This window comes from Rhodococcus sp. 06-221-2 (assembly GCF_002258365.1).
GTDB lineage: Bacteria > Actinomycetota > Actinomycetes > Mycobacteriales > Mycobacteriaceae > Rhodococcoides > Rhodococcoides fascians.
In genome coordinates this window covers 384,168-410,154 of record NZ_NOYJ01000025.1, presented here as the reverse complement: position 1 = coordinate 410,154, position 25,987 = coordinate 384,168, and the positions used below count along the sequence as shown (strand labels likewise).

Here is a 25,987-nt window from a genome sequence, read left to right as displayed (position 1 = left end):
ATCCAACGCGGGGGAGGAGATTCCGGTGGCGCCGCTACCTGCTAGCCGGTAGACAGACCGATGTGGACCGACAGTGTCGTGCCACCCCCGGGTGGGCTGGCGATGGTCAGTTCGCCGCCGACTGCGGCCACCCGATCCTGTAATCCGATCAAACCCGACCCTGTGCTCGGATCGGCACCTCCGCGGCCGTTGTCGGTCACGGTCAGTTCCAAGCTGTCCTCGGTCAGGTGCGCGGTGATGTCGACTTCGGTGGCCTCGGCATATTTGGCCGTGTTCGTCAGCGCCTCGGCGACCACGTAGTACGCAGCCACTTCCACCGATTCGTCCATCCGGGAGGAAATGTCGGCGGTGAGGGCAACGGGAATCGGACTGCGTCTGGCCAACGTCTTGAGTGCCGGTGCGAGTCCTCCGCGCGAGAGGATTGCGGGATGGATGCCGCGACTGAGTTCGCGGAGGTCGGTGTGCACCTGCGACAGCGTCTCGACGCTGCGGTCCAACATCGCGCGGAGCTCGGTCAGATTCTCCGGGGCAGCGGCTTGGGCGCCGCGCAATTCCATTCCGAGAGAGACGATTCGCTGTTGGGCACCGTCGTGCAGGTCACGCTCGATACCTCGGCGGGCTTGGTCGGCTGCGGCGACCACGCGGGACCGGGACCGCGTCAGCTGAACTCGTGTGTCGTGGTTGTAGACCGCAGTGGCAACGAGGTCGGCGAAGTCGGCCAGTCGATCTCGGGTCTCACCGCCGGCCGCATACTGCGTAGCTGTCGTGCCGATGATGACGGCACCCCAGGTATTGCCGTCGACAGTGATCGGTACACCTTCGACCCAGCGAATACCCCTGCCCTCCAGTCGCTCAGCGATACCGCCGGTCGCTTCGGTGAAGTCGACGGCAGCGGCGCGGCCGGTGTCGGCGACGATCGTGGCCACGTTCTGCCCACCGATCGGCAGTCGATCACCGGCTTGCACGCGCTCACCGGCGGAGTCGTCGCGGATCGCCAGAATCGTGTAATACCCGTCGCTGTAGCGGATCACCGAAACATGTTCGTTGTCCAACCCGACGGTGAGTTCGTGTGCGACTGCGAGGTACACGTCATCCGGATCGGCCCGCAGCGCCACCAATGTTGCGACCTTCCGCAGTGACGCTTGCTGGCGTGCCAGCGCGACGGTACGCAGGTGCATGTCCTGACGGTCGCGGGCGGCGGCAAGAAGAGCCTCCAACGAAGGCACGACACGGCGGATACGGCGGGCATCGACGCTATCGAGATCGGCGGGAACCAGCAGCGACGCGGTGACGACCTCCCCGTCCCGAAGCAGGATTTTCTCCTGCCCCACGGACGCGTCGGCATTCCCTTGCTGCAACACCGCGAAGGGCAGGTCGAGGACCGCAGCCAGCCGGGTGCTGGCAACATCGAGCATTGTCGGGGTGTGGTCCGAGCGCAAGATGGTCTTGGCGAACGCCGCCAACATATCTGCTTCTCGTCGACGTTGATCGGATTCGGTTGCACGCAAACGTGATTGGCCAACCAGCACGTTGGTCAGAAGCGCCAGTGCAAGAAACACGATCAGTGCAGGGACGAGGCTCTCACTGCTTTCGAGTACATGGATGTAGGCGTACGCGCCGGCACTGGCGACCGATGTCGCGATCGACAGACGAAAGCCCCACCCCGCAGACACGATCAGCACTCCGAACAGAAATATCGCACCGAAAGCATTCTCGGGTGACACCCGTTTGAGCGTCAGCACAACGAGTATCTCGACGGCGATGGCGGCTGCGGCCACTGCGATTCCGCAGGCGACCGGCGGCGCACTCGGCCGGAGTATCACAGTGACGAGCCGGTCGCGGAGGGCGGTGTCCGACGTCATCGGCACATCCGACTGCTCGAATTACCGCTAGCGGTAATGCCGACCCGAGCAGTCTCTGACACTCTCGACAGAGTGATGCCCTCCCGCCTGCAGTGCCTGATCGTCGACGACAGCGACGCTTTCTGTGTTGCTGCACGCCGACTGTTGGAATCGGCAGGGATGTCGGTGGTCGGCACCGCGACCTCACTCACCTCGGCGATCGATGCAGTGCTGTCCACCCACCCCGATCTCGTGCTGGTCGATATCGACTTGGGTGCCGACAGTGGATTCGACGTGGTCGAAGCGATCGACGCCCAGGATCTGACGCCTCCGCCTGCCGTCATTCTCGTGTCGACACACGACGAGGAGGACTTCGCAGACCTGGTGAACAACAGTTCTGCCCTGGGTTTCCTGTCGAAATTCGAGCTGTCGGCGAGCGCGATCGAAGCCCTGCTGGGCACCTGACGGCGGGTCACCCGACGGTGTCCAGATACAGGATCACCGCTCGCACGCGACGGTGATCGTCGGCCGTCTCCGACAGGTCCAACTTGGTCAGGATGCTTCGGACGTGCTTCTCGACGGTTCCTTCGGTGATCCACAAGCGTCTGCCTATGCCCGCGTTGGAGAGCCCTTCGGCCATCAAGGTCAAGACGTCCCGTTCGCGAGAACTCAACGCGCCGAGGGGATCACCTCGGCGCTTGGCCGCAACCAGTTCGTATACAAGAGCAGGATCGATGACCGACGATCCTGCCGCGATCCGATCTATCGTCGAGACGAAGTCGGCGATGTCGGTCACACGGCTCTTGAGCAGGTAACCCATACCCTTGGCGGTGTTGTTCGCGCTGTCGAGCAGTTCGAGTGCGTGATCGACTTCGACGTGAGCAGACAAGAGCAGTAGAGAGACGTCGGGGAAACGGTCGCGGATCTTCACGGCCGCGTCGAGCCCCTCGGCGGTGTAGGTCGGTGGCATCCTGATGTCGATGATCGCCAGGTCCGGTGGATCTTTCTCGAGCAACGCCAGTAACTCCTCGGCGTCACCGGCCCGGCCCACGACATCGAGGCCCGCCTGGGTGAGCAAACTGGCCAGGCCTTCTCGCAGCAACACGTCGTCATCGGCGATGACTACTCGTATCTGGGACATCACGCTCCTCGAACCCGTCGGGTTCGAAGTATCGGCTGCGGCGTCGTGAGCTGTCATCAGTCATTCGACTCTATTGCGCGCTTCGAGTGTCGACTCGGTTTCGCGATTCTTCAGTCGCTCGATCGGTCGTCGTGGATTCCACGGTTCGGACTCGGCCCGGGGGAGAGGTCGTTCTCACGGGTTGCCTCGAAAAACAACTGCAGGAAGGACGACGACGCATCCCCGGGCTGGGCGGCGCGAGCCTGACGGGGTTCATCCGATGACCTCGACATCGCCATTCCTCCCTTCCGTCCCTCACCCGCAGAACGGGTGTCGCTTCCTCACAAATAGTCTCAGATTCTGAACAGTCAAACAACTGAGAGTTCTCGGAGTGGAGTCGGGAAGCGGGGTGGTGAGGAAGTCGACGTACGGGCTTACATACCGGCGGCCGTGGGAGGTTCGACCAGCATCCTCTTGATCACTTTGCCGGTCGCGGTTCGGGGGAGTTCTTCGAGGAACGTGATGTCTCGCGGCACCGAGAACCGGCTCAGTCGATTTCGGATGTAGGCCCGCACCATATCTGCGTCGAGGCCTGCAGCACCCCGACCGACGACGAACGCCGCGAGGCGCTGACCGTACTCGTTGTCCGGTACACCGACCACCGCTACCTCGCCGACCTGAGGAAGGTTGGCGATGGCGTCCTCCACTGGCCCGGGAAACACGTTCTCGCCGCCGGAGATGATCATCTCGTCGTCCCGCCCGCACACGAAGAGCCGCCCGTTGCAATCGATGTACCCGAGGTCGCCGGTATCCATGAGTGCTGCACCGCGAGCCGAAGCAGTCGACGGAGGCTCGGCGTTGGTGTAGCCGTCGAAGAGCATGTCGTTACCTACGAATATCCGCCCCAGAGTGCCGGTCGGAACCACTGCGCCGTCGGCGTCGAGTACGGCGATGGTCGTGCCGAGCGGCGGCCGACCCGCGGTAGTGGGAGCTGCACGCAGATCCTGCGGTGTGGCGATGGTCGCCCACGAGACCTCGGTGGAACCGTAGAAGTTGTACAGAACATCTCCGAACGCATCCATGAACCGCGAGACGGTCGACCCCGTCAACGCCGAACCGCTGCACGCGACGACTTTCAAGCTGGACGTGTCGTAGCGTGATCGCACGGACTCGGGTAGATCGAGTATGCGCTGCAACATGATCGGGACGGCGATCAGCGACGTGCACCGATGAGTCTGGATTGCCCGCAAGCACTCTTCCGGATCGAATCGATCCTGCAGAACCACGGTTGCCCGCAGCGGTGTACTGATCTGCAACGCCGCCAGCCCCCAGCTGTGGAACATCGGCGCGGCGATCAGCATGCGCTCGTTCATACGAAGTGGCATGCGGGACAACATGGCCGCGACGGTCCCGAAGCCGCGTGGGGTCGGGCGAAGTGCACCTTTGGGAGACCCGCTGGTGCCCGAGGTCAGCACGACAACGGATCCGGGCCGTTGCGGTCTGTCGAACGTGGCGGACGGAGCCGCGACGAAATGCTCCAGGGTGCGACGGCCCGCGACGACGGTATGAGCCGACAAGCTGACGCGGAGGACGTCGTTGGGGAGGTAGCGAACCATCTTGTCGAATTCGTCGTCGACGAACAACGCTTGCAGCTGGTGACGACTCGAGATGGTCTCGATCTGGCGGGCCGCGAGGCCGGTGTTGAGAAGTACGACCTCGACACCGAGCATGCCGCAGGCGACGACGCATTCGATCATGGCAGTGTGATTGCGGGCCAGAACTCCTACCGTGCTTCCCGGGCGAATTCCGGATGCGGCGAACCCTGCTGCTATCCGATGCGATCGCAGGTGGATCTCTGCGAACGTGCGAGTACCGCGATCGTCGATCACGGCAATTTCGTCCGGTGACTTGGCGGCGGCGGCCGCGAAGCCACCGCCGAGGGTGAAGCCCCATTTCGCCAGCGAGTTCAGCTGCCGGTATGCGCGATCAGGACGCGCGGCGCGAACGACGCCGGTACCGATCATCGTTTTGAGGACCGCAAGCTGTAGCGACCGGGAATCGCCGGCGTTGGACACGATCGATGTCGTTGCGCCGGAGAGGGACTCGGCCAACCTGTTCAGGCCACCCATGACCCAGTCGACCACTGCCCGATTGTGTTCGGGTTGCGGCGAGTAGGTTCCGGCCAGGCCGGCTCTGAAGATCGTCACATCGATTTTGGTCTCGCTCGGTGAACGCGCGCTGAGGGTGAATCTGATGAAACCGCCGGATTCGACGTGCTCGACGGTGATGATCGGCCGGTTACGTCTGTTCACCACGACTTCGAGTGCGTGCTCGACCCCACCGACGCCGCACGTGTAGCGGTTCGCCGACTCGCTGAGAAGGCAGTACCCGAGTCCGGGGAAATATCGCGGGTACAGTTCGACCGCACTGAGCATCCCGCACACTTGCTCGACGTCGTGTGCGAAGACCGTGCTGCAGTCGATGACGTCGGAAACCATGGTCCACCCCTGTGCCTTGCCGTGTCGAACAGCGCCGCTGCCACATCGGCACCGACCAGAAGAATGGCAGCGCACATCGGTAACGGGTCATCCGCCTGGATGAAGTCGTCATAGTAATCCCGGTGCGCGGTTTCGGGAAGGAAACGCGAATCTCCGTCTAATTGGGACGAAGTTCGCCGCCGCCCCAGATCTCGTCGAACGGAACCGTGCGGGCCAGGATTCGCTCCGTCGCTCGGTGTCCCGACAGGAATGCCGCGGTCACCGTCGACGGATCGTCCGTCCACGTTGCCTCACCGGCCAGGTGTAGAACTCCGCCGACCGGGGTCGACAGATCGTCGTGGTCGCTCGGTCGCGAGCCGACCGCCGGGTACGAGTAAGCACCGCGGGAGAACGGGTCGTCCTGCCATCGCGTGACATGCACCCGCTGCGGGGAGATCACGCGTTCGCCGTAGAGGCCACGAAGCGCGTCGAGCACCGATTCGGCAATGCGTGCGTCGGACCACTGCCGGATCGTCTGCGCGCACGGCCCCGCCGCAAACGTGAGCAGCGTGGGCAACCCCTGCGGCACGGTGACGTCGTACCACGAGTGCCACCAACGCCCGGCCTCCCCTTGCTGCCGAATCGCGTAGACGTCCTCGTCCCAGAATGCATGCGGGAACTGTAGGAACACCTTCTCGAACGCGTTCATCTGGAGTCCGTCCAGCGCAGTCGACACCGGATGGGGAAGAGGTGGTTCGATAAGCAAGGTCGGTGACTTCAGGACGCCGATCGGAACCGTCACCACGATGTGGTCGGCCGAGAACGTCTCGGTGAGAGTCTCGACGGAGGAGCTGTTCGATCCCCACGCGATGCGTGTCACTTCATGGCCGAGTCGTACATCCAGCCCGTCGGCCAGACAGACCGCGAGCCGGTCGTACCCCTCGGGGAAGACGACCTCGTCACCCTCGATCGCGTCGTCGTCCAACCCGTGCGCATCGAGCATCCCCTGGTCGACACCCAGCTGTTCCTCGGCCCGGTGACCCAGGAACTCCCGGACCCGTTCGATTCGATCAGGATCCCATGCGAGCCGTTTCACGGTGCTGTTCACGGCATCCCCGTACGACGTGCCCAGGGTCGATGTCTCTATGGTCGCCGCCAGCAGCTCATCGACGACGTGTACGTCGGACGCGAAGCTCGCAACCTCGTCCTCGCTCAGACGCCGTCCGTTCGGTGAGTAGTACGCGATAGGCCGTCCGTCCGGCTGAAAACTCCCCACCGTGAACTCGTTGGTCGGAATGCCGAAAGCCTGTACCGCGTCGGCCAGCGGATTGTTGTCGATTCCATGAACCCAGGACGCACCGACATCGAGAATCTGTCCGTCCGTCCGCAGGGTGTGCACCCGTCCGCCGATGCGGTCGCGGGCTTCGAGAACGACCACACGGTGACCCGCACGGTGCAGAATGCGTGCTGCGGTGAGGCCGGAAATGCCGGCTCCCACCACCACGGTGTCGACGTGCGTCATGCTCTGTCCGTTCCATTGGTTGCCGACATGCTCAGTTCCCACGGCCGGGGTTGCCGTTGCCGGAGTTCCCGTTGCCTGAATTGCCGTTGCCGTTGCCGTTGCTGTTGCCTGGACTCCCGTTGCCGGAGTTGCCATTGCCCGCATTACCGTTGCCGTTGTTCCCGTTTCGCGGTGGAGCCGCAGGTTGTGGCGGCTCGGCGGGCACCTGTTCGACGGCGGGGGCGGGCACGTCCTGGGGGAGGTTCGAGACAACCGGCATCGAGGACTCGGATGCCGTCGTCACGGGTGCCGGACTGGTCGGAGCGGTGACCGATGTGGACGGCGATGTCTCGATCGGCGCGTCGCCTGTTCCGGTTGCCATCCAGGCAATTGCCGACGCGACGGCGACGAACAGTGCGGCCGCAGCCACAGGGACAAGACCGCGACGCCGTGAACCCTCCGTTGGTCGAGGGGCCGAATCCTGCTCGGCGACAACCGCTGTCGAATTCGCGACGGGCAGGACCGCAGTGGCCGGCGGTGGTGGCGGTTCGCTGGAGAGACTGTGTAAGGCGTCGGCCACGGTGTCCGCCGTCGGCCTGTTTTCGGGATGTCTGGCCGTCATCGTAGTCAGCAGCGAATGCCACTGGGGCCCGAGTTGCTCGGGTACCTCGGGGTCGCGGTGCAAGCGCGCCACGGCTGCGGCTACCGCGCTGCCGTCGAACACCATTGCGCCGGTAAGACATTCGATGAGAACCAATCCGAGGCTGTAGATGTCGGTTGCAGGCCCCGCAGAGGTGCCCGTCGCCTGTTCCGGGCTGAGATAGTGAGCGGTGCCGACGGTGGTGCCGTGCTCGGTGAGGCGGTCGGCGTCGACGATGCGAGCGATACCGAAATCGGTGAGCTTGACGCAGTGTCCCGTGCCCGACGCCGGCTCTCGGCCGACCAGGATGTTGGCCGGTTTGATGTCGCGGTGGATCACGCCGCGGTGGTGGATGTAGGCAAGGGCTCGAGCAATCTCGTGTCCCATCCGGGCGACGAGAGCGCCCGGTAGTGCGCGGCCTGCGCGGTAGCCGTTCAGAGTGGGGCCGTCGACGAACTCCATCACGAGAAACGGCACTCGGATACCGCCGGTGTAGGGGGCGGTACCGGCGTCGTACAACGTCACCAGGCCAGGATGCGACAGCGACGCGAGCGTCCTGATCTCGGCATCGATCCGTGCATCGGTATGTGCGGGTTCACCCTGACGGAATATCTTCACGGCAACGGGCCTACCGAGGACGTCGTCGTCGGCTCGAACGACATCTGCCATTCCGCCGCGCCCCACGACGTTGCCCAGACGATATCTGCCCGCGAACAGGTGATCGTCGGAGTTCGCACCCACCATTGTTCACCGCCGATCCGAAGTCTTCCGAGCACCCTATAGCCCGTCGGCGAGGGAAGAGGGCGCGGCCGGCGACCATCGGGCATGATGGTTCCCCGGGTGGGGACCGTCGAGGGGTACCGAGGGAGGTCCGCCTGTGCATCGTGACGCCTCGCACGCGCAATTTTCGCCGATGACGATCGATATCACGTCGACCTACCAGCCGATCGTCGCGTTGGACGGCCGAGCTGTCGTGGGTTACGAAGCCCTGGTGCGGACCTGCGGCGACGCGCAGGCGATCTCGCCGCCGCAGCTGCTGCGCGAGGCGGCCGATCGAGGCGAGTCGGCCGAGTTCGACTGGCGGTGCAGACTCAGCGCCCTGAGCGGGGCTGTCGAGGCCGGTTTCCCCGATGGACTCGCGTTGTTCGTCAACGCGGAACCCACCGCCCTGGACGCGCCACCTCCGAGAGAGTGCCTGCCGTTGGTGGCCGAGGCATCTCGGTTGTCGATCATCGTCGAGATCACCGAGCGGGATCTGATGGGTGACCCCGCCGGGCTGCTGCGTGCCGTAGAGCGTGCCCGCGACCTGGGATGGCGGGTCGCGCTCGACGATGTGGGTGCAGACTCGTCGAGTCTGGCACTGATTCCGCTGCTCCGGCCCGACGTCATCAAGCTGGATATGTCTCTCGTGCAGGGCCGTTCGAGCTATGCCACGGCGTCCGTGGTGTCCGCGGTCGCCGCCGAGGCCGAACGCAGCGGTGCGCTGGTGCTCGCCGAGGGAATCGAAACGGAGCAGCACGAAGCGACTGCGCACGACATGGGTGCGGTTCTCGGCCAGGGCTACCTGTACGGCGCTCCGGCTCGTCTACCCACCTTCGGGACCACAGGCGGTATGGCCGAGACACTCGAGTTGGAGCCGGCAATAACCGTTCGGGCTCCCGTGGCCGTGACGCCGTACGGTCTGGTCCACCGATTCGGAACCCGTCGACGCGCTGACGCAACGCTTCTCGACGACATCGAGAACGGTCTGCTCCGCAGTGCCTACGGTACCGGTGCGTCGACCGTCGTATTGGCGACGACGAACGCGTCGGCCGGGACGAACGCCGAGCGTGTCGCAATGTTCGACGACCTCGCTGTGCGCACGGCTCTCGTGGCCGTCTTCGACTCGCGGCCGATGCCGGGTGAACATCGGTTTCGGAACGTTGCGGTCGGCGAGGACGAACCACTGGCGACGGAGCGCTCGGTCGTCATCGTGGCACCGATGTCCAGCGTTGCTCTCATCGCGGTGGAAAGCGGAACTGCCCAGGACGGAAGCGTGTTGTACGACTACTGCCTGACCTACGACCGACACATGGTCCTCGATGCGGCGACGCTTCTGCTCCGCCGATTGCCCGCTCGGACCCATGCGTGAGCCGGTTCGAGTCGGGACGAGGTCTCCGTTGAGCCGGGTGCGTCCGAACGGGGCTACGTCGACCACGGGACCCCAGCCCGGCGCACTCGGTACACTGACCCGCAGTCGGCAGGAGGTGAGGGCATGAAGACGGATTTCAAGAAGACCCTCGACTCGTATTCGGCACGGCCCAACGTGTTTCGAGTTCTGACCGTGCCACCGACGAAATACTTGATGATCGACGGCCACGGGGATCCGAACACCGCGCCGGAATATTCCGATGCTGTATCCGCGCTGTTCCCCGTTGCGTATCGGCTCAAATTCAGAAGTAAGAACGACCTGGGGCGCGACTACGTCGTCCCGCCGCTCGAAGCCTTGTGGTGGGCGACGGACATGGCGGCCTTCACCACGCGCCGGGACAAGTCGAACTGGCTCTGGACTGTGATGATCATGGCGCCCGACTGGATCGACCACACGATGTTCGAGCACGCCGTAGGGGTCGACGCATCCGAGAACCGTTCGGACCGACGTGCCCGAATGCGCTTCGACACTCTCGACGAGGGCCTGTGCGTGCAAACTCTGCACATCGGTTCCTACGATGACGAGGCCGCGGTGCTCGACGAGATGCACGACCACTACATCCCGCAGGCCGGGCTGACGATGACCGGTCGTCATCACGAGATCTACCTCAGTGACCCACGACGGGTCGAACCGGCGAAGCTGCGCACCATTCTTCGGCAACCGGTGCGGTACTCGGCGGACGAGGCCTCGCTCTGACACGATGACCGGCATGACCAATGCGGTGCGTCCGGCGTCGTTCACCGTCGGCACCCTCACGTTGCTCGGGGCCCTGTACTTCGCACAGGGTCTGCCGTTCGGCTTCTTCACGCAGGCCCTGCCCGTCGTGCTTCGAGAGTCGGGTTTCTCGCTGGTGAAGATCAGTGCAACCGGGGTGTTGTTTCTGCCGTGGGCGCTGAAATTTCTGTGGGCACCGTACGTCGATCGTTACGGTTCCAGGCGGCGGTGGCTCCTGACGTTGCAGGTGTCCGCCGCGCTGGTGGCGCTTGCACTGTCGTTGCTCGATCTGTCTTCGACGCTGCGCTGGCTCTTCGTCGGGATTTTCGTCATCAACGCGCTGTCGGCCACCCAGGACATCGCAACGGATGGGATAGCGGTCCGCACGTTGACGGTGTCGCAACGCGGCCTGGGCAACGGTCTGCAGGTGGGCGCGTACCGGATAGGTATGGTGTGCGGCGGGGGAGTGCTGTTGTGGCTGTTCACCTTTGCCGGATGGCAGGTGCTCTTCGTTGCGATGGCATTGCTGATCCTGTTGGCGACGGCCCCGGTCTGGTTCATGAACAGGCAACTGGCCGCGGCAGACGTGGACACCGACCGGCAGCCCGAGTCCGAGAGCCCGGCGCGACTTGCTGTGGCCTGGTGGTCCCGATTGCGCAGGCCTGGCATGGTCGCGTTCATTCTTCTCATCGTCGGCTTCAAATTCGGAAACTCGATGGGCTCGGCGCTGGTCGGCCCGTTCCTCTCGGACAACGGACTGACCTTGACTCAGATCGCGCTGGTCGAGGGCGGCCTGTCGTCGGTGGCAGCACTCGGAGGTGCTGCGCTCGGCGCGTGGTTGTCCTTTCGCTTCGGACGTCGTCAGGCTCTGCTGGTCGGCGGAATCGCCCAAACCCTCAGTCTTGCGTTGTATGTAGTGGCATCGTTCGGCATCGGCGGGTTTCCGCTCCTGGTCGCGGCCAACGTCACCGAACACGTGCTGGGCGGCGCGGCAACCGTTGCCGTTTTCGCGCTGATGATGGACGCATCGGAAAAACGTTATGCAGGAAGCGATTACACACTGATGGCCTGCGCAATCGTCTTTGCGCAGGGTGCGTCCGGACTTACGGCGGGCGTGATCGGCGACGTGTTCGGTTACACCGCGTTGTTCGGTTCCGCACTGGTGCTGTCCGCGGTCGGTTGCGCGGTGCTGATCGTGGCGCTCGACAGGGGCTGGGGGCCCGTCGGGCTGCACGAGGTCATCTCTGTCGAATCGCGCAGCCACTGAAGGCGCCCACTGCTCCTCCGTCGCTCAGCTTTCGGCGACCGAGCCGGAGATGTTCACCATCCACTGCACACCGAACTTGTCGGTGAGCATGCCGAATGTGTCACCCCACGGTGCTGCGTCGAGACCCATCGTGAATTGTGCGTCGACGGCCAGCGCGTTCCAGTAGCCCGTCAATTCCTCGTGCTCGGTACCGAAGAGCGAGACGCTCATCGTGTTTCCGGGTGTGTGTTCCATCGACGACGGGGTGTCGGCCCCCATCAGTGTGAATCCGCTGGGAGTTGTCAACTGGCCGTGCATGATCAGGTTCTTCTCGGATGGATCGTCGGTGGCCTGGCCCTCGCCGAACGTGGTCAGCGTGAGCTCTCCACCGAAGACCGTCCTGTAGAACTCCATAGCGGTGCGCGCATTGTCACGGAACGACAGGTACGGACTGAGTGTGGGCATGGCGGGACTCCTTCTCGAATCGAACGACCGGTGCGGGCTGCATCGGCTTCATCCGTCGAAAAAGTAGACACGGAGCTGGGGGAGAACTCACCGCCCAGGCTCGGATGGGCTCGCCTCGGCCTCGGCGAGAATGGCGCGGAGGGCAGCCACATGGCGGCGGTAGGCGGTTTTCCCCTCCCTCGTCAGCGACAGCCACATCCGCCGCGAGTCGGTGCGTGATCTCTGCTGATCCACGTAGCCGGCGTCGACCAGGGCCGCCACCTGCTTGCTCAGCGCCGATGCGCTCAATCCACTGTGTTCCTTCACGACGGCGAGCTCGAGCGTCGTACCTGCCGCCAGCAGCGCGCAGATCCGCAGCCGGTTCGCCGGATGAATGACCGGATCCAGATCGTCCGTCATCGGTGTGTGCTCCGGTAGTGAGCGATCGAACCGAACGAGTAGGTCGCCGTCGCTGCTGTAGCGAGGAGCACCAGCGTCCAGCTCGGCAGGGATGGCTGCGCGAATGCCAGTGCCACCACCACGAAAGCAACGGACAGTGCGACCGACGCCAGAAATCCACGGCTGGTAGGCAGCGCCCACGGTGTGCCCATTCGGTACCCGGTAATCACGTTCGTTGCCACAATGGCCGCGGCCAGAATCAGCAGGGCGACAGTGCGGTGGGAGTCGGTGAGCAGCGGCGTGAGTGCCAACGCCCCGATGAGCACTGCGTTGACGGCGTACAACCAGACCGGCCACGGAGTGTCGCGCACGGCGCGTTGCACTCGGTCGATGTCGTCGAGGGTCGTTCGAGCTTCGGACGAGGTGGGCTTATCGATGCTTTCCATATCGGAAACCATATTGGATAGTTTCCGATATGGCAACGAATTGTGTGGTCAGTTCTCGAGATCGGTATCGGTCGGCCGTGGCACCTCGGCCTCCCAGCGGGCCCGTCGCTCGTCCGGGGACTGTTCCCACCACGGCGTACCTCGTTCTCCCAGAGCGACTTTGGCGGCCTGAACGCCCGCGCGAGACTCTGTGGCACCGGAGGTGCGTTTGACGTCTCTGCGCCACGCCATGAGGATCGAGCGCAATTCGGCGTTGCGATCCTCGGGAATATCGGGATCGGTAGCGCGCCACCGTCGACCCTTGATGACGACATAGTGACCGTCTTCGGTGCGTTCCACTTGCTCGGCCATGAGACCACCTTGCCACCCAGCAACGTCTGTGGTCGGTTCGACGCGTGGTTTACGATTCCGGCACCTGCTCCGCTTTCTCCTTGAACCGAACTGAGGATTGCCCATGCGCACCGTGATCGTGACCGCGTTCGTTTCGCTCGACGGCGTCATGGAGGGACCGGGTGGGGAAGTCGGCTACCGCAACGCAGGGTGGACGTTCAAGGACATCGAATTCGATCCTGCGGCGTACGAAATCAAGGGCCGTGAGCAGGACGAGGCCACGGCCATGCTGCTGGGCCGAACCTCCTACGAGGCATTTGCCCCGATCTGGCCCACAATGGACGACTTCTCCGGGTACAACTCGATGCCCAGATACGTGGTGTCGACGACGTTGGAGCGCAGCGACGACCGTTGGCCGGCAACCATTCTGCGCAGCATCGACGACGTCGCCGAACTCCGGGAGACCGAAGGCGGGCCGATCTCGGTGCACGGCAGCGCGACGCTGGGTCGCAGCCTCGCCGACGCCGGTCTCGTCGACCGCTACCACCTGTTGGTCTTCCCGATGCTGCTCGGCGCGGGCAAGCGGCTGTTCAGCTCCAGTGACAAGGCCACGACCCACCTGGATCTGGTGGAGCACGAGGTGTACGGCAACGGCATCCAGAAGCAGGTGTTCGACGTCCGTCGATAACCGTAATCGTCGAAGACCCGGATTCGTCGACAGCGCGCGATTCAGATGTCGTCGCTCTTCAGGGTGCGCCGCCGAACGGCTACGAGATGAAGCTCGGGTCGGGACGCCGCCATCCGCTCGACCCGGTCGAGGATGTCGGTCACGTGCTCGAGGTCGCCGGCTACCACCGACGCTCCGATTTCGGCCCGTCTGTGCAGGTCGCGATGGTCGGTTTCGGCGACCGACACCGCGAATTTTCGATGCAGCTCCGAGATCACGGGCCGAATCACCGAGCGCTTCTCCTTCAGGGAGTGCACGTCGCCCAACAAAAAATCCAGTTCTATCCATCCGATCCACATAGGCTTTCGACTGTACCGCGGTAGTGGGCGGGGCTACCTGGTGCGAGCCGAAGGGCCCGCACCAGGTAACGGTCAGCTCTTGGCCACCAGGCCGAGTGCTACCAGATCGGCCAGATACTTCTCGATCAGTTCTCGCCCGAGGTGTGGGATATCGCCGACAGCCGACGCGAATTCGTCTGCCGGCAGGATTGCTCCCGACGACGGGTGCTGGGGATGCGCGTAGGAGTGGATCAGCGGCAACAACGAGTGTGACCGTTGTTTCTCCGGTAGTTCCTGAACTGCCGCGCTGAACCTTTCGAACCATTCGTCGTAGTCGTCGACGATCTCGATGGTGCAGCCCGCGTCACGTAGCCAATCGACGAACGTATCAAGCGATATGTCGTCGTCGTGGGGGTTCAGGATGTCGAAGGTTCGGTAGCCTGCCACGTCGTCGCCCGCGATCGAGGTGATAGCCGCTGCACTGAAGTCCGCAGGCAATCCGTCGTAATGAGCCAGTGGCCTGCCCTGCTCGTCGGTGGGCGCTCCGGTGTCGGTGGCATAGAAGCTTCTCGGTGCCAGCCCGGTTGCGACCACCGACAGGATCAGTCGCGTGAATACGTCGGGGACGTTCAGCTGACCGGACCAGGTGCTGTGGGCGAGGATCATGTCGGACCGGAAGACCGAGACGGGAAGCGAGTATTCGTCGAAAGCGTTGCGCAACAACACTTCGCCTGCCCACTTGGAGTTTCCGTAACCGTTGGCGTACGACTCGTCGACTGCTCGTTGCGCACTGTCGACCCGAATGTCACCGTTCTCGTGGAAGTCGTCGACACCGACGGCAACCGCGACCGTCGACAGGTAGGTCACCGGCTTGATGTGGTCGGTCAAGGCCAACCGGATCACCTCGGCCGTTCCGACGACGTTCGGTCCGAAGAGGTGCTCGTACGGCAGCGCGTGATTGACCAGTGCTGCCGGGTGCACGACGCGGTCCACGCGGCGGGAAAGCTCTTCCCAGACATCGTCGGTCAACCCGAACCGGGGAGTGCCCAGATCGCCTGCAATCACGTCGAGTGCGGCGTCGGCCAAGGCGCGGTATCGATCGGACAACGTCGCGTCCCCGCTGTCGAAGGCGGCGTCGAGCCGACCGCGGGCATCGGCATCGGAGCGTCCGCGCACCAGGCAGATGACTCTTCCGCCGGCGGCTGCCATCTTCTCGAGCCATTCGAGGCACAGAAACCTGCCCAGGTAGCCGTTCGCTCCCGTCAGCAGCACGATGTTCGTTACCGGCCGAGGGCCTGGAATTCGATGAGCGGCATCGAGCAGGGAGGCGTCCAGAAATGCCGACAGGGTCAGATCCGATGCGAGCGCGACGGAAGCGTCGCGTCCGTGAACCGACGCGAATGTCGCTGTGTCGGAATCGTTGTCGATCGCGGACGTGATGTAGTCGGCAAGAGCCGCCAAGTCCATTGCGGGTCCGGTGATCACCCCGACCGGGACGTCGACGTCGTAGATGTCGCGCAGCAATGTGGAAAACGTCAACGCCGACAACGAGTCACCACCGAGATCGGTGAAGTGGGCATCGGGCCGGATGTCCGCGCCCGAACAGCCGAGCAGAGCCTGGGCGGCGTCCCCGACCGTGGCGAGCACGGGTGCCTGGGCACCGGAACGCCGGAGCTCACGCAGTCGATCGGTCTGCCCCGATTCGAGTTCTGCGTAGCGACGCTCGAGTTCGTCGCCGTACCGCTCGACGAGTTTGGGACGCAATTGCTTTCCGGCACCCGACAGCAAACCGTTGTCCTGAGTGAAGGGCTCGCGTTCGAGCACGACCTCGCGAGGTATCTCGTACGAATTCAGCGACTCCGTGCGAGCGATCCGCCGTAGCGACTCCATGATCGCGCCCGCAGTCGAGTTCGCGTGGGCAGGAACGACGATCGCCAACAGATACGACCGCTGGCTGTTGCCGTACAGGAAGATCTGGTCCACCAGCTCGCTCGTACCGAACACCGCTTCCAGGCGCGCCAACGCGACGAATTCGCCCTGGGCCAACTTCAATACGTTCTTGCGACGATCCACGTATGCGAGCCGGTCCGGTTCCAGCTCGGCCACGACATCGCCGGTGCGGTAGAACCCGTCCGAATCGAAGACGTCTGCGGTCACATCGGGCCGCTTGTAGTAACCGGGGATGATCGACGTCGTCTTGAGCAGGAGCTCACCACGTGGATGGGGAGTGTCGGTGGAGAAATAACCGAGTTCGGGCACGTCGTCCAATTTGTATTCGAGAACCGGTGGCCGCGCGACGATCCCGTCGAGAAGTACCATTCCGGCTTCGGTCGAACCGTAATTGTCGCGCACCCGAACGTCGAGCAAGTCGGTCACGAAATCCTTGACCTCGGCGGCGATGGGTGCGGTGCCCACCATTGCAGCCAGGATTCGTCCACCGAACTGCTCGGACCGCACACGCTCGAGCACGCCTCGCGAAATCTGCTCGTGTTCGCCCGCATCGGTACCGTCGACCGCACGATCGATTTCGGCGAGCACGGTGTGGCGAATCATCTCGCACACCCGCGGAATCAACAACGCCAGCGTGGGGCGCGCCAGAGCGAAGTCCTCGAACAACGTGGACAGGTCGCTGGAGCCGGCGAAATGAACCGTGCCGCCCGCCGCCAGAGTCGAGAAAACGAGCCCGCGGCCCGCAAGGTGGCTCATCGGTAGGTAGTCGAGAGTGATGACGGGAAAAGCCGGCTCGTCGACACCCTCGGACGAGGCACCCGTCCGATGCCAGGCCCCGGTCCACGCACCGGACACGATCTGCTCGGTATGCATCGCCCCTTTCGGAGTACCGGTGCTGCCGGAGGTGTAGATCAGTGCGGCGAGGCGCTCGGGATCCTCGACGTCGAACAACGGCACCTGGGGGAGTCGGGAACCCTCGTCCACCAGTTCGGTGAGCGGTCGAACAGCAATGCCGGACCCGTGGACACCCTCGCGCGCGGATGTCAGCGCGCGGGTGTCGGCATCGATTCGGTCGTCGTAGTCGAGTACGACCACTGTGCGGATCGACCGGCAGTGGCCGGCGACCTCCATCGCGACGGCGAGGTTGTCCACGTCGGAGGCCAGGACCACCGGCTCGACCTCGTCGACGATGGCCCTCAGTTGACCCGCGGTGGCTCCGGCCTGAAGTGGGACTGCGACTGCGCCCACACGGATGGTGGCCAGTTCGGTGATCACGTAGTCGATGCCGGCGAAACCGAGCGTGGCCACGAAGTCGCCTGCAGCGATGCCGCCGTCGCCGTGACCCAGGACGGACGCCAAGGCTCCCGCGTCGGCCCAGGCCTGCCCGTAGGTCACCGTGTCGAATCGGGGGAGCAAGCGAGCGGTAGTGCTGCCGTCGGTGTCCTCGATCGTGCGCGCGCGGCGTCCCAGGGCGGGGCGATCGGCGTACCTGGTCATGATCTCGGCAACCACGCGAGCGAGGTTGGGTGCCAGTTCACGAGCCGCGTCGGCAACCGACCGATCCGGCTCGGCAGCCCGGAACTCCGGATCGCTGTCGTGCAGATGCTGGAAACGGTCGCGTTGGCGGATGTCTCGATCGTGTTCGCTGTCGACGGCCCCTGTGCTTTTCATGCCGATTGTTCGGGTCATGCTTCGCTCCCCTCCACGATGCACCGGACGACGCCGGATCATCGTGCTCGTACGTCGAATATCGTTATCAAAGGTAAGTATATGCCCGCGGCCGAGTAGGTAATCGTGACGCTACTCATAGTCTGTTTGGCCGGAAATGTCTGTGTTTCAACCTTTCTCGCGTCCTGTTACGCCGGGGAACCGTCGTGTATCCGGGCGGCGTAGGTACTCGATGTGGACGACCGAACTCGACTTGTATGGTGAGTTGCACGTCACGTGCGACGCGGTTGCCGCTCCCTCGCAGAGCTCACGCCGTCGGCTCACGCGTCACCCCTCTCGATCGGAGCAGCGAAATGTCGGACGTTCTCTCACGCCGCGACCTGGATTTTCTGTTGTACGAATGGCTCGATGTGGTTGCGTTGACGGAGCGGCCACGTTTTGCGGAACACTCGCGCGAAACGTTCGATGCGGTACTGGACCTGAGCGCAGACATCGCCCACAAGCATTTCGCCCCGCACAACAAGAAGGCCGATGCACACGAGCCCACCATGAACAGGGACGGTTCGGTGGAGCTGATCCCCGAGGTGAAGGCCGCTCTCGACGTGTACCGCGACGCGGGGTTGATCGCCGGGCAGTTCGACGAATCGATCGGCGGTATGCAGTTGCCCGCCACCGTCTCTCGTGCTGCCATGGCGTTCTTCCAGGCTGCAAATGCTGGAACGTCGTCTTATCCGTTCCTGACGATGGCCAACGCCAATCTGATCGCCACCTACGGCACCCCGGAGCAGGTGCGCGACTACGTGCGGCCCATGATCGACGGGCGTTGGTTCGGCACCATGTGCTTGTCCGAACCGCAGGCCGGGTCGTCGCTGGCGGACATCACCACGAAGGCTGTGCCACAGGACGACGGCAGCTACCGGCTCACCGGTACCAAGATGTGGATCTCCGGTGGAGATCATGAACTGACCGAGAACATCGTGCACCTGGTTCTGGCGAAGACGCCGGGTGGGCCTCCCGGCGTCAAAGGGATCTCGCTGTTCATCGTTCCCAAGTTCCTGCCGAACGGTGAGGGCGGCATCGCCGAACGTAACGACATCGTGCTGACCGGGCTCAATCACAAGATGGGCAACCGCGGTACCACCAACACTCTGCTCGCGTTCGGCGACGGAACTCATTCTCCCGGTGGGAAAGCCGGGGCAGTCGGCTATCTCGTCGCGGAGGAGAACCGTGGTCTGTCGTACATGTTCCACATGATGAACGAGGCCCGGATCGGCGTCGGATTCCTGGCGATCGCACTCGGCTACGTCGGCTACCTGAAGTCCGTCGAGTACGCGAAGACGCGCACCCAGGGACGGCCACTGGGAGCCAAGGATCCGGCCGCGCCTCCGGTCGCATTGATCGAGCACGCCGACGTGCGCCGAATGTTGTTGGCGCAGAAGTCGTATGTCGAGGGGGCATTGGCCCTCGGGCTCTACTGCTCGCGTTTGGTGGACCACCAGGATTCGGCATCGGACGCCGCCGACGCAGCTCGATCGACACTGTTGCTCGACGTACTGACACCGATCGCCAAGAGTTGGCCCTCGCAGTGGTGTCTCGAGGCCAACAGTCTTGCCATTCAGGTGCACGGGGGTTACGGCTACACCCGCGACTACGACGTGGAACAGCACTACCGCGACAACCGGCTCAACCCCATTCACGAAGGTACACACGGCATTCAGGGCTTGGACCTACTCGGCCGCAAGGTCGTCATGCAGAACGGTGCCGGGTTGGCGCTGCTCGCCGAGCGAATCGCCGAGACCGTGACGCGAGCATCGACTCACGGGGGAGCGGCCGAGCAGTACGGCACCGAGCTGAACAACAGGTTCTCGAGGATCGTCGAGGTCACCGCCGCAGTCTGGGGTACCGGTGACGCCGCCGTGGCGTTGGCGAATTCCACGGCCTACCTCGAGGCAATGGGCCACACGGTCATCGCGTGGATGTGGCTCGAGCAGCTGCTTGCCGTGGGAGACCGAATCGGAGACTTCTACGACGGAAAGCGCTCTGCTGCACGGTACTTCTTCGTCTACGAGCTACCGAAGGTCGATGCACAGCTCGATCTGCTGGCGCTTCTCGATCGCACGACCCTCGATATGTCACCCGCCTGGTTCTGAGCACGAGACACCCGATACAAGGAGATTTCAGAACATGTCGATCTTGGACAAATTCCGCCTCGACGGCCGCGTCGTCATCGTCACGGGCGCATCGTCCGGTTTGGGAGTGTCTTTCGCGAAAGCGGCGGCCGAGGCCGGAGCCGACGTGGTGCTGGCCGCCCGTCGCGTCGACAAGTTGGCACAGACTGCCGCACTGATCGACAGCGTCGGTGGGCGTTCGCTGAGCGTGGCAACCGATGTGGTCGATCCCGACCAGTGCACGGCCATGGTCGAGGCCGCCGTCGCCGAGTTCGGCAAGGTGGACGTGCTGATCAACAACGCCGGCGTCGGCACGGCGTACCCCGCCACCCGCGAGACTCCCGAGCAGTTCCGCTCTGTCATCGACATCAACCTGAACGGCTCCTACTGGGCCGCTCAGGCGTGTGGACGGGTGATGCAGCCCGGAAGCTCGATCGTGAACATATCCAGCATTCTGGGGCTCACCACCGCCGGTCTGCCTCAGGCTGCCTACAGTGCCAGCAAGGCGGCCATCGTCGGTCTCACTCGTGACCTCGCGCAACAGTGGGGCGCTCGAAAAGGCATCCGCGTCAACGCTATTGCGCCTGGCTTCTTCGAGAGCGAGATGACCGATTCCTACCAGCCGGGATACCTCGAGGCATTGGCTCCCCGAATGATCCTCGGACGCAAGGGCGACCCCGAAGAACTGGCCGCCACCGCGGTCTGGCTCGCCTCCGACGCGGGCGGATACGTGACGGGCCAGACCATCGCAGTGGACGGCGGCGTGACCATCACCTGATGGTCGGGGTCACCATCACTCGATGGCGGTGACTGCGATGCCTTCGCGCACGAGCCTGCGACCGACCACGACAGCATCGTCGGTGTCGAGGCCGGGCAGAGAATCCAACCGGCACGGCGATCCTTCGAGCAACAATTCGAGGGCATCGGCGCACTGAGGCGGCATCGACACGGTTTTGTCGCGCAGCACGACAGCCGCGGACTCGGGGGTTCGCACCACTCGCGCGATCACCCCGGCCCTGAGCCGAATCGAGTCCTGACCCCGCAGCGCGCCCATCTGGGCAACACTGCGAACGGGGCGCACCGGTTCGGGTCGAACCAGCTCGTCGTACCGACTCGCAACACGCTCGGTGATCCGATGCAGCGCCTCAGGATCTCGATCCAACTCGTCGAGAGCTCGGCGCATGTCGCCGAGGACGCGGCGTACGTGGGGGAGAACGGACTCGGAATCGGTCGGGTCCCATCCGGCCGGCAACGGTGCGCGCAGTCCCTCGACGTCCTGAAGAGCACCGAGGGTGTGATGGGCGATGTCGTAATCGTTGAACGACGCGACGCCTATCGTCAGATGCACCGTCGTCTCGCCCAGGGCCTGCGCCGAATGGATCCAGCCGCGCGGGAGATACAGAACGTCACCGGGCTCGAGCACGATGTCCAACTCCGGGGAGTCGTCGGCGTGACGTTCCACTGCTGCTCGTCGGTCCGACCACGGCTGATTGTTCAGTGGATGGCGATGCACCGGCGAGTGAATCGTCCACCGCTTACTACCGGCGATCTGCACGACGAACACGTCGTGAACATCGTAATGCGGCGAAAAGCCCTGGGACGCAGCCGGAGTGACGTAGGAATTGACCTGTACCGGGTGGCCGAGCTCGCGAACGAGCTCGCCGGTGAAAGCAATCAAGGGCGGCCACAGGCGATGCAGGCCCTGCAGCACCAGAGTGTTGCCGGCCGCGAAGGCCGACAGAACCGCCGCGGAATCGACCTGGTCGGTGATCTCGGCGCCGAACCCTCCGGACCCCGTGAACTTGTTCTTCTCCAGCAGGCGGCCGTCCTTGGCCATCCGCACGAACGGGGTGCGTACGCCGCGCTCGGCGATCAACTCGTCGACCGCGTCGACCGTCATCAGATCCTCGAACGATCCGGACAGTTCGGCAGATCGGGTGAACTTGGGTGCTGTGCCCCAGTGACGCTCCGCGAAAGTGGCGGCGTCGATTCCGGTGAGACGACGAAGCGCGGACCGGTTGCCCGGTCCGCGCTCGTCGTTCGACTCGATGATCAAGCGGAACCGTCCGCACCGCCGTCATGTCCGCCGGGGTTGGATCCGCCGTCGGCCGGGCCTTCTCCACCCGCTGGGCCGTCGGCTCCGCCGTCGTGTCCGTCGGGATTCGATCCGCCGTCAGCGGGTCCTTCGCCTGCTCCGGCCGGGCCGTCTGCTCCGCCGTCGTGTCCGCCGGGATTGGATCCGCCGTCAGCGGGTCCTTCGCCTGCAGATCCGCCTGAGGTGGTGATGTCGTCGTCGTTGATGCTCATCGAGGTCCTTCCGTTGATGGAGGTTCGTGCTCTCGCGCAGCGCGGGAACATCGGGGGTATTGACGCAATCTCTGTGATTCAAACAGCGACGGCACCGGGAAATATCACTCCTGATCGTCGGCGATCTCCGGGGCGTTCTCCCGTGTCGCCATCCCACCGCCGCCTCCGCCGTCCACCGGTCCGGGGCGGCCGCCCTTGGGGGAATCCGCCGTGTCGTGTTCGGTCGAGGTGCCGCCGTTTGTCTTGTCCTTGTCGTCCTGTCCCATGGTTCGACACTAGACCGGCCGTCCGGCCGTGGGAGCATGGAACGATGGATCGATCCCCTGCGCAGCACGTGGTGCTGCTCGACGACGAAGGCCGCGCCGTCGGCACCCAGGACAAGACCACGGTGCACACCGAACAGACCCCGCTGCACCTGGCGTTCTCCAGCTACGTGGTGCGTGAGGACGGTGCCGTGTTGCTCACGCGACGGGCGTCGAGCAAGACGACGTGGCCCGGCGTGTTGACGAACAGTTGTTGTGGACATCCAGCACCCGGCGAGGACCTGGAGTCGGCAGTGCTCCGACGCATCGGCGAAGAGCTGGGTCTGCAGGCCCGGTCCGCGGAACTGGTGCTGCCGCATTTTCGGTACCGCGCTGTGATGGACAACGGGATAGTCGAGAACGAGATCTGCCCCGTCTACCGAGTGACGGTCGGCGACGACGCGACACTCGACCCGGATCCTGACGAGGTCGACGAAACGCGATGGGTGTCCTGGGCCGAATTCTCGGCCGACGTGCTCGCAGACCGAATCGATGTATCGCCCTGGTGTCGAACACAAGTGGAGCAACTCGCCGGGTTGGCCGAGCACGCACTGGCCTGGCCTGCGTCCGCCGACGAACTCCTTCCTCCGGCAGCGCGTCTCGCGGATTCCGCATGACGGCAACCGAATCGGTGGGTACTCATGGCGGGTAGCGACGAATCGAGTGACTGCCTGGGCCGCGACTCGATGGAGCGTGCACTCGGCCACTTCGAGTCTCGGACAGCCGATGCCGACGGTCTGCGCCACGCAGCTGTTGCTCTGGCGGTCGGCGGGGAGAGAGGAGACCGTCGCCTGCTGTTGACCAGACGGCCGAGCCGATTGCGCGCTCACCCGGGTCAGTACGCACTACCTGGTGGCGGAGTCGATCCGGGCGAAACCCCGGCACAGGCCTGCCTGCGTGAACTCCAGGAAGAGTTGGGCATTCGCACCGACCCGGGGGAGGTACTCGGGCGCCTCGACGATTACGTCACCCGTTCGGGATACGTCATCACGCCGTTCGTGGTGTGGGTGGGCGAGTATTCGTCGTCGCTGCAGCCCAGTGCCGACGAGGTGGCCGAAGTGTTCGAGGTGACCGAGGCCGAACTCGATGTCGATGCGGAATTCGTCACGATCCCCGAGTCGCCCCGACCCGTGATTCGGTGGCCGTTCCGAACCGGTGCCATCCATGCTCCCACGGGTGCGATCGTGCACCAGTTTCGTGAAGTGGTCCTTCGCGGTCGACACACCCGGGTCGCGGACTTCGAGCAGCCGGTGTTCGCGTGGCGCTAACGTGGCCTCGAACCGCCGGTGCGCTCGCGCCGGCTGCCACGACGCCCGAGGCGACAGGAGGTGAGCGGTGACGGACAAGAGCGAACTCGAGGTAACGGATCGGATCGCAACTGTTCCCAACCTGCTCAGTGCCGTGCGACTCGCCGGCGTTCCGCTGTTCTTGTTTCTTCTGCTCGGCCCCCAGGCAGACGGCTGGGCGCTGGTCATTCTGCTCGTCAGCGGCGGCACCGACTGGCTCGACGGAAAACTCGCGCGTTTGCTCGGGCAGTCGTCGCGGCTGGGGGCGATTCTCGACCCGCTCGTCGATCGCCTGTACGTCGTCAGCACGCTGGTCGCATTCGTGGTGCGCGGCATCATCCCGTGGTGGGTCGCTGCCATCCTGATCGGGCGAGACGCGGTTCTCGGCCTGACCATGTTCGTCTACCGACGTCGTTCCCTCCCGCCTCCGGACGTGATCTATCTCGGGAAGGCCGCCACGTTCGTGGTCATGATCGCGCTGCCGGTGCTGTTGGTCTCCGTGGGCACCGGTTCCGTGGCCGACGCCGCTGGGCCCCTCGGTTACGCGCTCCTGATCTGGGGGACGGTGCTGTACACGTGGACCGGTGCGTTGTACCTCGGCAAGGCAGTGGCCGTCGCGCGAGCGATCGCGCCCACCTCCGCACCGGGCAGGTGACGGTGCAGCCACCAGCACGACCGAAGAGGAACCCGACTCCGTCACTGCTCACATCGCTGTTGACGGATCACCTCGATCCGGGTTACGCAGCCGCTGCCGTCGAACGGTCGGCGCACCACGTGCGTACCCCTAGGGTGCCGCCTGTCCTCTGGCTGATCACCGGTGCCGTCGCTGTCGGAGTGGTCTTCGGGGTCGCGATGTCGCAGCTGGCCTCGGATGCGGCGGAGATCGACCGGGCCAGCGCCGACGCCTCTGCTGCAGTGCGTGCTGCCCAGGAGCGTGAGGCCGAACTGGACGTCACGAGGGATGAACTCGCAGCGCAGGTATCGACCGAGCGTGATCGCGCGCTCCAGTCCGATGCTGCCGGGAGCGAGCTTCTGGACCGTCTCGATGCGGTCGAGTCGGCGGCCGGTATCGACTCGGTGACCGGTCCCGGCTTGTCGGTCGTCGTGACAGAACCTGCCGCAGGCGGTGCATCCGACAGATCGGTCCGTACCGGTTCCGGCGCAACCGTTCTCGACCGCGACATCGCTGCCGTCGTCAACTCTCTGTGGGCCAGCGGCGCCGAAGCGGTGTCCGTCGACGGCAATCGAGTCGGGCCGAACGTGACGATCAGACAGGCAGGCGGCGCGATGCTGCTCGACAATCGCCCGATCACCTCGCCCTACGACATCGATGCGATCGGTCCACCGCAGCGCATTCAGGTGCAGTTCGCCGTCAGCGATGCATACCTGCGCATGAGCACGGTCGCTCAGCTCTACGGTGTCGGTTTCTCGGTACGGCCGGCCACCGATCTCGAGTTCGGGCCGGCCGTCGCCAGGGAGTCGTTCGAGGCGAAGGAGGTGGCCCCACGATGACGGCGAGTGACGTCCCGGACGTCGAGCCATCCGACTCCGGCAGCCCCGGTCCCGAGGTGCCCGGCGGCACCGAGCCCGCCGCCACCGGCCGCGCCGGATTCGCGCTCGCAGCATTGGTCGCGCTCGTCGTCGGAGTCGTGATCGGTCTCGTCGCCGGGCCTCGAGTTCCTGCAGTCGTCGCCCCATACCTGCCGATCGCCGTCGTGGCCGCTATCGATGCAGTGTTCGGCGGCGTGCGCGCCTTTCTCGACGGCATTTTCGACGCCAAGGTATTCGTCGTGTCGTTCGTCTTCAACGTCCTCGTCGCGGCGCTCATCGTGTGGCTCGGCGACCAGCTCGGAGTCGGAACGCAACTGTCCACCGCCATCGTCGTCGTGCTCGGAATACGTATCTTCGGCAACGCCGCTGCGTTGCGCCGACGGCTTTTCGGTGCCTGACCG

26 protein-coding genes are annotated in these 25,987 nt (G+C 64.4%); 12 read left to right on the top strand and 14 right to left on the bottom strand.

Features of this window, described 5'->3' with window-relative positions; all coding sequences use genetic code 11:
- Nucleotides 1–41 precede the first annotated feature (41 nt).
- Nucleotides 42–1,862, bottom strand: coding sequence for a sensor histidine kinase (locus tag CH281_RS14360; protein WP_032366148.1), 1,821 nt, complete (start codon nt 1,860–1,862; stop codon nt 42–44).
- Between the two features lie 75 nt (nt 1,863–1,937).
- On the opposite strand from CH281_RS14360, the gene CH281_RS14355 reads away from it, so the two are divergent.
- Entirely contained in the window at nt 1,938–2,306 is a 369-nt protein-coding gene (locus CH281_RS14355; RefSeq protein WP_230591966.1) for a LytR/AlgR family response regulator transcription factor, read from the top strand.
- Nucleotides 2,307–2,313: 7 nt separating this feature from the next.
- On the opposite strand, the gene CH281_RS14350 is transcribed toward CH281_RS14355, so the two are convergent.
- From CH281_RS14350 to CH281_RS14335, 4 genes are all read right to left on the bottom strand, one after another.
- Nucleotides 2,314–2,982, bottom strand: a complete 669-nt coding sequence (locus CH281_RS14350; protein WP_032366150.1) for a response regulator — start codon at nt 2,980–2,982, stop codon at nt 2,314–2,316.
- Between the two features lie 413 nt (nt 2,983–3,395).
- The gene (locus tag CH281_RS14345) at nt 3,396–5,459 is read right to left on the bottom strand and encodes an AMP-binding protein (protein ID WP_094694536.1); all 2,064 of its coding nucleotides are present in this window, start codon (nt 5,457–5,459) and stop codon (nt 3,396–3,398) included.
- Nucleotides 5,460–5,616: 157 nt separating this feature from the next.
- Nucleotides 5,617–6,960, bottom strand: a complete 1,344-nt coding sequence (locus CH281_RS14340; RefSeq protein ID WP_032366152.1) for a flavin monoamine oxidase family protein — start codon at nt 6,958–6,960, stop codon at nt 5,617–5,619.
- Nucleotides 6,961–6,991: 31 nt separating this feature from the next.
- Nucleotides 6,992–8,323 (bottom strand): serine/threonine-protein kinase, encoded by a 1,332-nt coding sequence (locus CH281_RS14335; protein WP_094694534.1) that lies wholly within the window; start codon nt 8,321–8,323, stop codon nt 6,992–6,994.
- Nucleotides 8,324–8,492: 169 nt separating this feature from the next.
- Between CH281_RS14335 and CH281_RS14330 the strand changes: the two genes are divergently transcribed.
- From CH281_RS14330 to CH281_RS14320, 3 genes are all read left to right on the top strand, one after another.
- Nucleotides 8,493–9,710: an EAL domain-containing protein gene (locus CH281_RS14330; protein WP_256983536.1), complete on the top strand. Its 1,218-nt coding sequence runs from the start codon at nt 8,493–8,495 to the stop codon at nt 9,708–9,710.
- A 123-nt stretch (nt 9,711–9,833) separates the two neighbouring features.
- Nucleotides 9,834–10,466, top strand: coding sequence for a GyrI-like domain-containing protein (locus tag CH281_RS14325; RefSeq protein ID WP_048320319.1), 633 nt, complete (start codon nt 9,834–9,836; stop codon nt 10,464–10,466).
- Between the two features lie 13 nt (nt 10,467–10,479).
- Nucleotides 10,480–11,751: an MFS transporter gene (locus tag CH281_RS14320; RefSeq protein WP_094694618.1), complete on the top strand. Its 1,272-nt coding sequence runs from the start codon at nt 10,480–10,482 to the stop codon at nt 11,749–11,751.
- 24 nt (nt 11,752–11,775) lie between these two features.
- Here the strand turns inward: CH281_RS14320 and CH281_RS14315 are convergent, their stop codons facing one another.
- The 4 genes from CH281_RS14315 to CH281_RS14300 all read right to left on the bottom strand — a co-directional run bounded on the left by CH281_RS14315 (nt 11,776) and on the right by CH281_RS14300 (nt 13,370).
- The gene (locus CH281_RS14315) at nt 11,776–12,195 is read right to left on the bottom strand and encodes a VOC family protein (RefSeq protein WP_032400724.1); all 420 of its coding nucleotides are present in this window, start codon (nt 12,193–12,195) and stop codon (nt 11,776–11,778) included.
- An 87-nt stretch (nt 12,196–12,282) separates the two neighbouring features.
- Complete coding sequence (locus tag CH281_RS14310) at nt 12,283–12,594, bottom strand: transcriptional regulator (protein ID WP_094694530.1); 312 nt, start codon at nt 12,592–12,594, stop codon at nt 12,283–12,285.
- Complete coding sequence (locus tag CH281_RS14305) at nt 12,591–13,019, bottom strand: hypothetical protein (RefSeq protein WP_032408239.1); 429 nt, start codon at nt 13,017–13,019, stop codon at nt 12,591–12,593. The genes CH281_RS14310 and CH281_RS14305 overlap by 4 nt, the downstream gene beginning before the upstream one ends.
- 48 nt (nt 13,020–13,067) lie before the next feature.
- Nucleotides 13,068–13,370, bottom strand: a complete 303-nt coding sequence (locus CH281_RS14300) for a hypothetical protein (protein WP_032370584.1) — start codon at nt 13,368–13,370, stop codon at nt 13,068–13,070.
- Nucleotides 13,371–13,473: 103 nt separating this feature from the next.
- Here CH281_RS14300 and CH281_RS14295 point away from each other — a divergent pair, with 103 nt between their 5' ends.
- On the top strand, nt 13,474–14,037 hold the full coding sequence (locus CH281_RS14295) for a dihydrofolate reductase family protein (protein ID WP_032366160.1): 564 nt from the start codon (nt 13,474–13,476) through the stop codon (nt 14,035–14,037).
- Between the two features lie 41 nt (nt 14,038–14,078).
- On the opposite strand, the gene CH281_RS14290 is transcribed toward CH281_RS14295, so the two are convergent.
- Together CH281_RS14290 and car are read right to left on the bottom strand one after the other, a co-directional pair.
- Nucleotides 14,079–14,375, bottom strand: coding sequence for a DUF503 domain-containing protein (locus CH281_RS14290; protein ID WP_032366161.1), 297 nt, complete (start codon nt 14,373–14,375; stop codon nt 14,079–14,081).
- 72 nt (nt 14,376–14,447) lie between these two features.
- On the bottom strand, nt 14,448–17,993 hold the full coding sequence (gene car, locus CH281_RS14285; RefSeq protein ID WP_094694528.1) for a carboxylic acid reductase: 3,546 nt from the start codon (nt 17,991–17,993) through the stop codon (nt 14,448–14,450).
- Nucleotides 17,994–18,325: 332 nt separating this feature from the next.
- Between car and CH281_RS14280 the strand changes: the two genes are divergently transcribed.
- Entirely contained in the window at nt 18,326–20,122 is a 1,797-nt protein-coding gene (locus tag CH281_RS14280) for an acyl-CoA dehydrogenase (RefSeq protein ID WP_032391389.1), read from the top strand.
- A gap of 34 nt (nt 20,123–20,156) precedes the next feature.
- A complete protein-coding gene (locus tag CH281_RS14275) occupies nt 20,157–20,918 on the top strand; it encodes an SDR family NAD(P)-dependent oxidoreductase (protein ID WP_027497177.1) in 762 nt (253 codons plus the stop codon).
- A 15-nt stretch (nt 20,919–20,933) separates the two neighbouring features.
- Here CH281_RS14275 and CH281_RS14270 read toward each other — a convergent pair whose 3' ends face one another.
- From CH281_RS14270 to CH281_RS26895, 3 genes are all read right to left on the bottom strand, one after another.
- Entirely contained in the window at nt 20,934–22,196 is a 1,263-nt protein-coding gene (locus CH281_RS14270; RefSeq protein WP_052053295.1) for a cupin domain-containing protein, read from the bottom strand.
- Nucleotides 22,193–22,447 (bottom strand): hypothetical protein, encoded by a 255-nt coding sequence (locus tag CH281_RS14265; protein WP_027497175.1) that lies wholly within the window; start codon nt 22,445–22,447, stop codon nt 22,193–22,195. Before CH281_RS14265 ends, CH281_RS14270 begins: the two co-directional genes overlap by 4 nt.
- 104 nt (nt 22,448–22,551) lie before the next feature.
- On the bottom strand, nt 22,552–22,713 hold the full coding sequence (locus CH281_RS26895) for a hypothetical protein (RefSeq protein ID WP_179274192.1): 162 nt from the start codon (nt 22,711–22,713) through the stop codon (nt 22,552–22,554).
- Nucleotides 22,714–22,757: 44 nt separating this feature from the next.
- On the opposite strand from CH281_RS26895, the gene idi reads away from it, so the two are divergent.
- The 5 genes from idi (at nt 22,758) to CH281_RS14240 (ending at nt 25,984) form a co-directional block, all read left to right on the top strand.
- Complete coding sequence (gene idi, locus CH281_RS14260; RefSeq protein ID WP_032387400.1) at nt 22,758–23,366, top strand: isopentenyl-diphosphate Delta-isomerase; 609 nt, start codon at nt 22,758–22,760, stop codon at nt 23,364–23,366.
- A gap of 24 nt (nt 23,367–23,390) precedes the next feature.
- The gene (locus tag CH281_RS14255; protein WP_032391390.1) at nt 23,391–24,017 is read left to right on the top strand and encodes an NUDIX hydrolase; all 627 of its coding nucleotides are present in this window, start codon (nt 23,391–23,393) and stop codon (nt 24,015–24,017) included.
- A gap of 67 nt (nt 24,018–24,084) precedes the next feature.
- Nucleotides 24,085–24,690: a CDP-alcohol phosphatidyltransferase family protein gene (locus CH281_RS14250; RefSeq protein ID WP_032366166.1), complete on the top strand. Its 606-nt coding sequence runs from the start codon at nt 24,085–24,087 to the stop codon at nt 24,688–24,690.
- A 2-nt stretch (nt 24,691–24,692) separates the two neighbouring features.
- Nucleotides 24,693–25,547, top strand: coding sequence for a DUF881 domain-containing protein (locus CH281_RS14245; protein WP_027497172.1), 855 nt, complete (start codon nt 24,693–24,695; stop codon nt 25,545–25,547).
- Between the two features lie 113 nt (nt 25,548–25,660).
- Nucleotides 25,661–25,984, top strand: a complete 324-nt coding sequence (locus CH281_RS14240; RefSeq protein ID WP_205912519.1) for a DUF1290 domain-containing protein — start codon at nt 25,661–25,663, stop codon at nt 25,982–25,984.
- Nucleotides 25,985–25,987: the final 3 nt, after the last annotated feature.

Excerpts from the sequence above, each read along its gene's own strand:
- CH281_RS14315 (WP_032400724.1), bottom strand. The coding sequence starts at position 12,195 with ATGCCCACACTCAGTCCGTACCTGTCGTTCCGTGACAATGCGCGCACC.
- CH281_RS14350 (WP_032366150.1), bottom strand. The coding sequence starts at position 2,982 with ATGTCCCAGATACGAGTAGTCATCGCCGATGACGACGTGTTGCTGCGA.
- CH281_RS14335 (WP_094694534.1), bottom strand. The coding sequence starts at position 8,323 with ATGGTGGGTGCGAACTCCGACGATCACCTGTTCGCGGGCAGATATCGT.
- car (WP_094694528.1), bottom strand. The coding sequence starts at position 17,993 with ATGACCCGAACAATCGGCATGAAAAGCACAGGGGCCGTCGACAGCGAA.
- CH281_RS14290 (WP_032366161.1), bottom strand. The coding sequence starts at position 14,375 with ATGTGGATCGGATGGATAGAACTGGATTTTTTGTTGGGCGACGTGCAC.
- CH281_RS14355 (WP_230591966.1), top strand. The coding sequence starts at position 1,938 with ATGCCCTCCCGCCTGCAGTGCCTGATCGTCGACGACAGCGACGCTTTC.
- CH281_RS14310 (WP_094694530.1), bottom strand. The coding sequence starts at position 12,594 with ATGACGGACGATCTGGATCCGGTCATTCATCCGGCGAACCGGCTGCGG.
- CH281_RS14255 (WP_032391390.1), top strand. The coding sequence starts at position 23,391 with ATGGCGGGTAGCGACGAATCGAGTGACTGCCTGGGCCGCGACTCGATG.
- CH281_RS14320 (WP_094694618.1), top strand. The coding sequence starts at position 10,480 with ATGACCAATGCGGTGCGTCCGGCGTCGTTCACCGTCGGCACCCTCACG.
- CH281_RS14280 (WP_032391389.1), top strand. The coding sequence starts at position 18,326 with ATGTCGGACGTTCTCTCACGCCGCGACCTGGATTTTCTGTTGTACGAA.
- CH281_RS14330 (WP_256983536.1), top strand. The coding sequence starts at position 8,493 with ATGACGATCGATATCACGTCGACCTACCAGCCGATCGTCGCGTTGGAC.
- CH281_RS14305 (WP_032408239.1), bottom strand. The coding sequence starts at position 13,019 with ATGGAAAGCATCGATAAGCCCACCTCGTCCGAAGCTCGAACGACCCTC.
- CH281_RS14325 (WP_048320319.1), top strand. The coding sequence starts at position 9,834 with ATGAAGACGGATTTCAAGAAGACCCTCGACTCGTATTCGGCACGGCCC.
- CH281_RS14360 (WP_032366148.1), bottom strand. The coding sequence starts at position 1,862 with ATGACGTCGGACACCGCCCTCCGCGACCGGCTCGTCACTGTGATACTC.
- CH281_RS14275 (WP_027497177.1), top strand. The coding sequence starts at position 20,157 with ATGTCGATCTTGGACAAATTCCGCCTCGACGGCCGCGTCGTCATCGTC.
- CH281_RS14265 (WP_027497175.1), bottom strand. The coding sequence starts at position 22,447 with ATGAGCATCAACGACGACGACATCACCACCTCAGGCGGATCTGCAGGC.
- idi (WP_032387400.1), top strand. The coding sequence starts at position 22,758 with ATGGATCGATCCCCTGCGCAGCACGTGGTGCTGCTCGACGACGAAGGC.
- CH281_RS26895 (WP_179274192.1), bottom strand. The coding sequence starts at position 22,713 with ATGGGACAGGACGACAAGGACAAGACAAACGGCGGCACCTCGACCGAA.
- CH281_RS14345 (WP_094694536.1), bottom strand. The coding sequence starts at position 5,459 with ATGGTTTCCGACGTCATCGACTGCAGCACGGTCTTCGCACACGACGTC.
- CH281_RS14300 (WP_032370584.1), bottom strand. The coding sequence starts at position 13,370 with ATGGCCGAGCAAGTGGAACGCACCGAAGACGGTCACTATGTCGTCATC.
- CH281_RS14295 (WP_032366160.1), top strand. The coding sequence starts at position 13,474 with ATGCGCACCGTGATCGTGACCGCGTTCGTTTCGCTCGACGGCGTCATG.
- CH281_RS14340 (WP_032366152.1), bottom strand. The coding sequence starts at position 6,960 with ATGACGCACGTCGACACCGTGGTGGTGGGAGCCGGCATTTCCGGCCTC.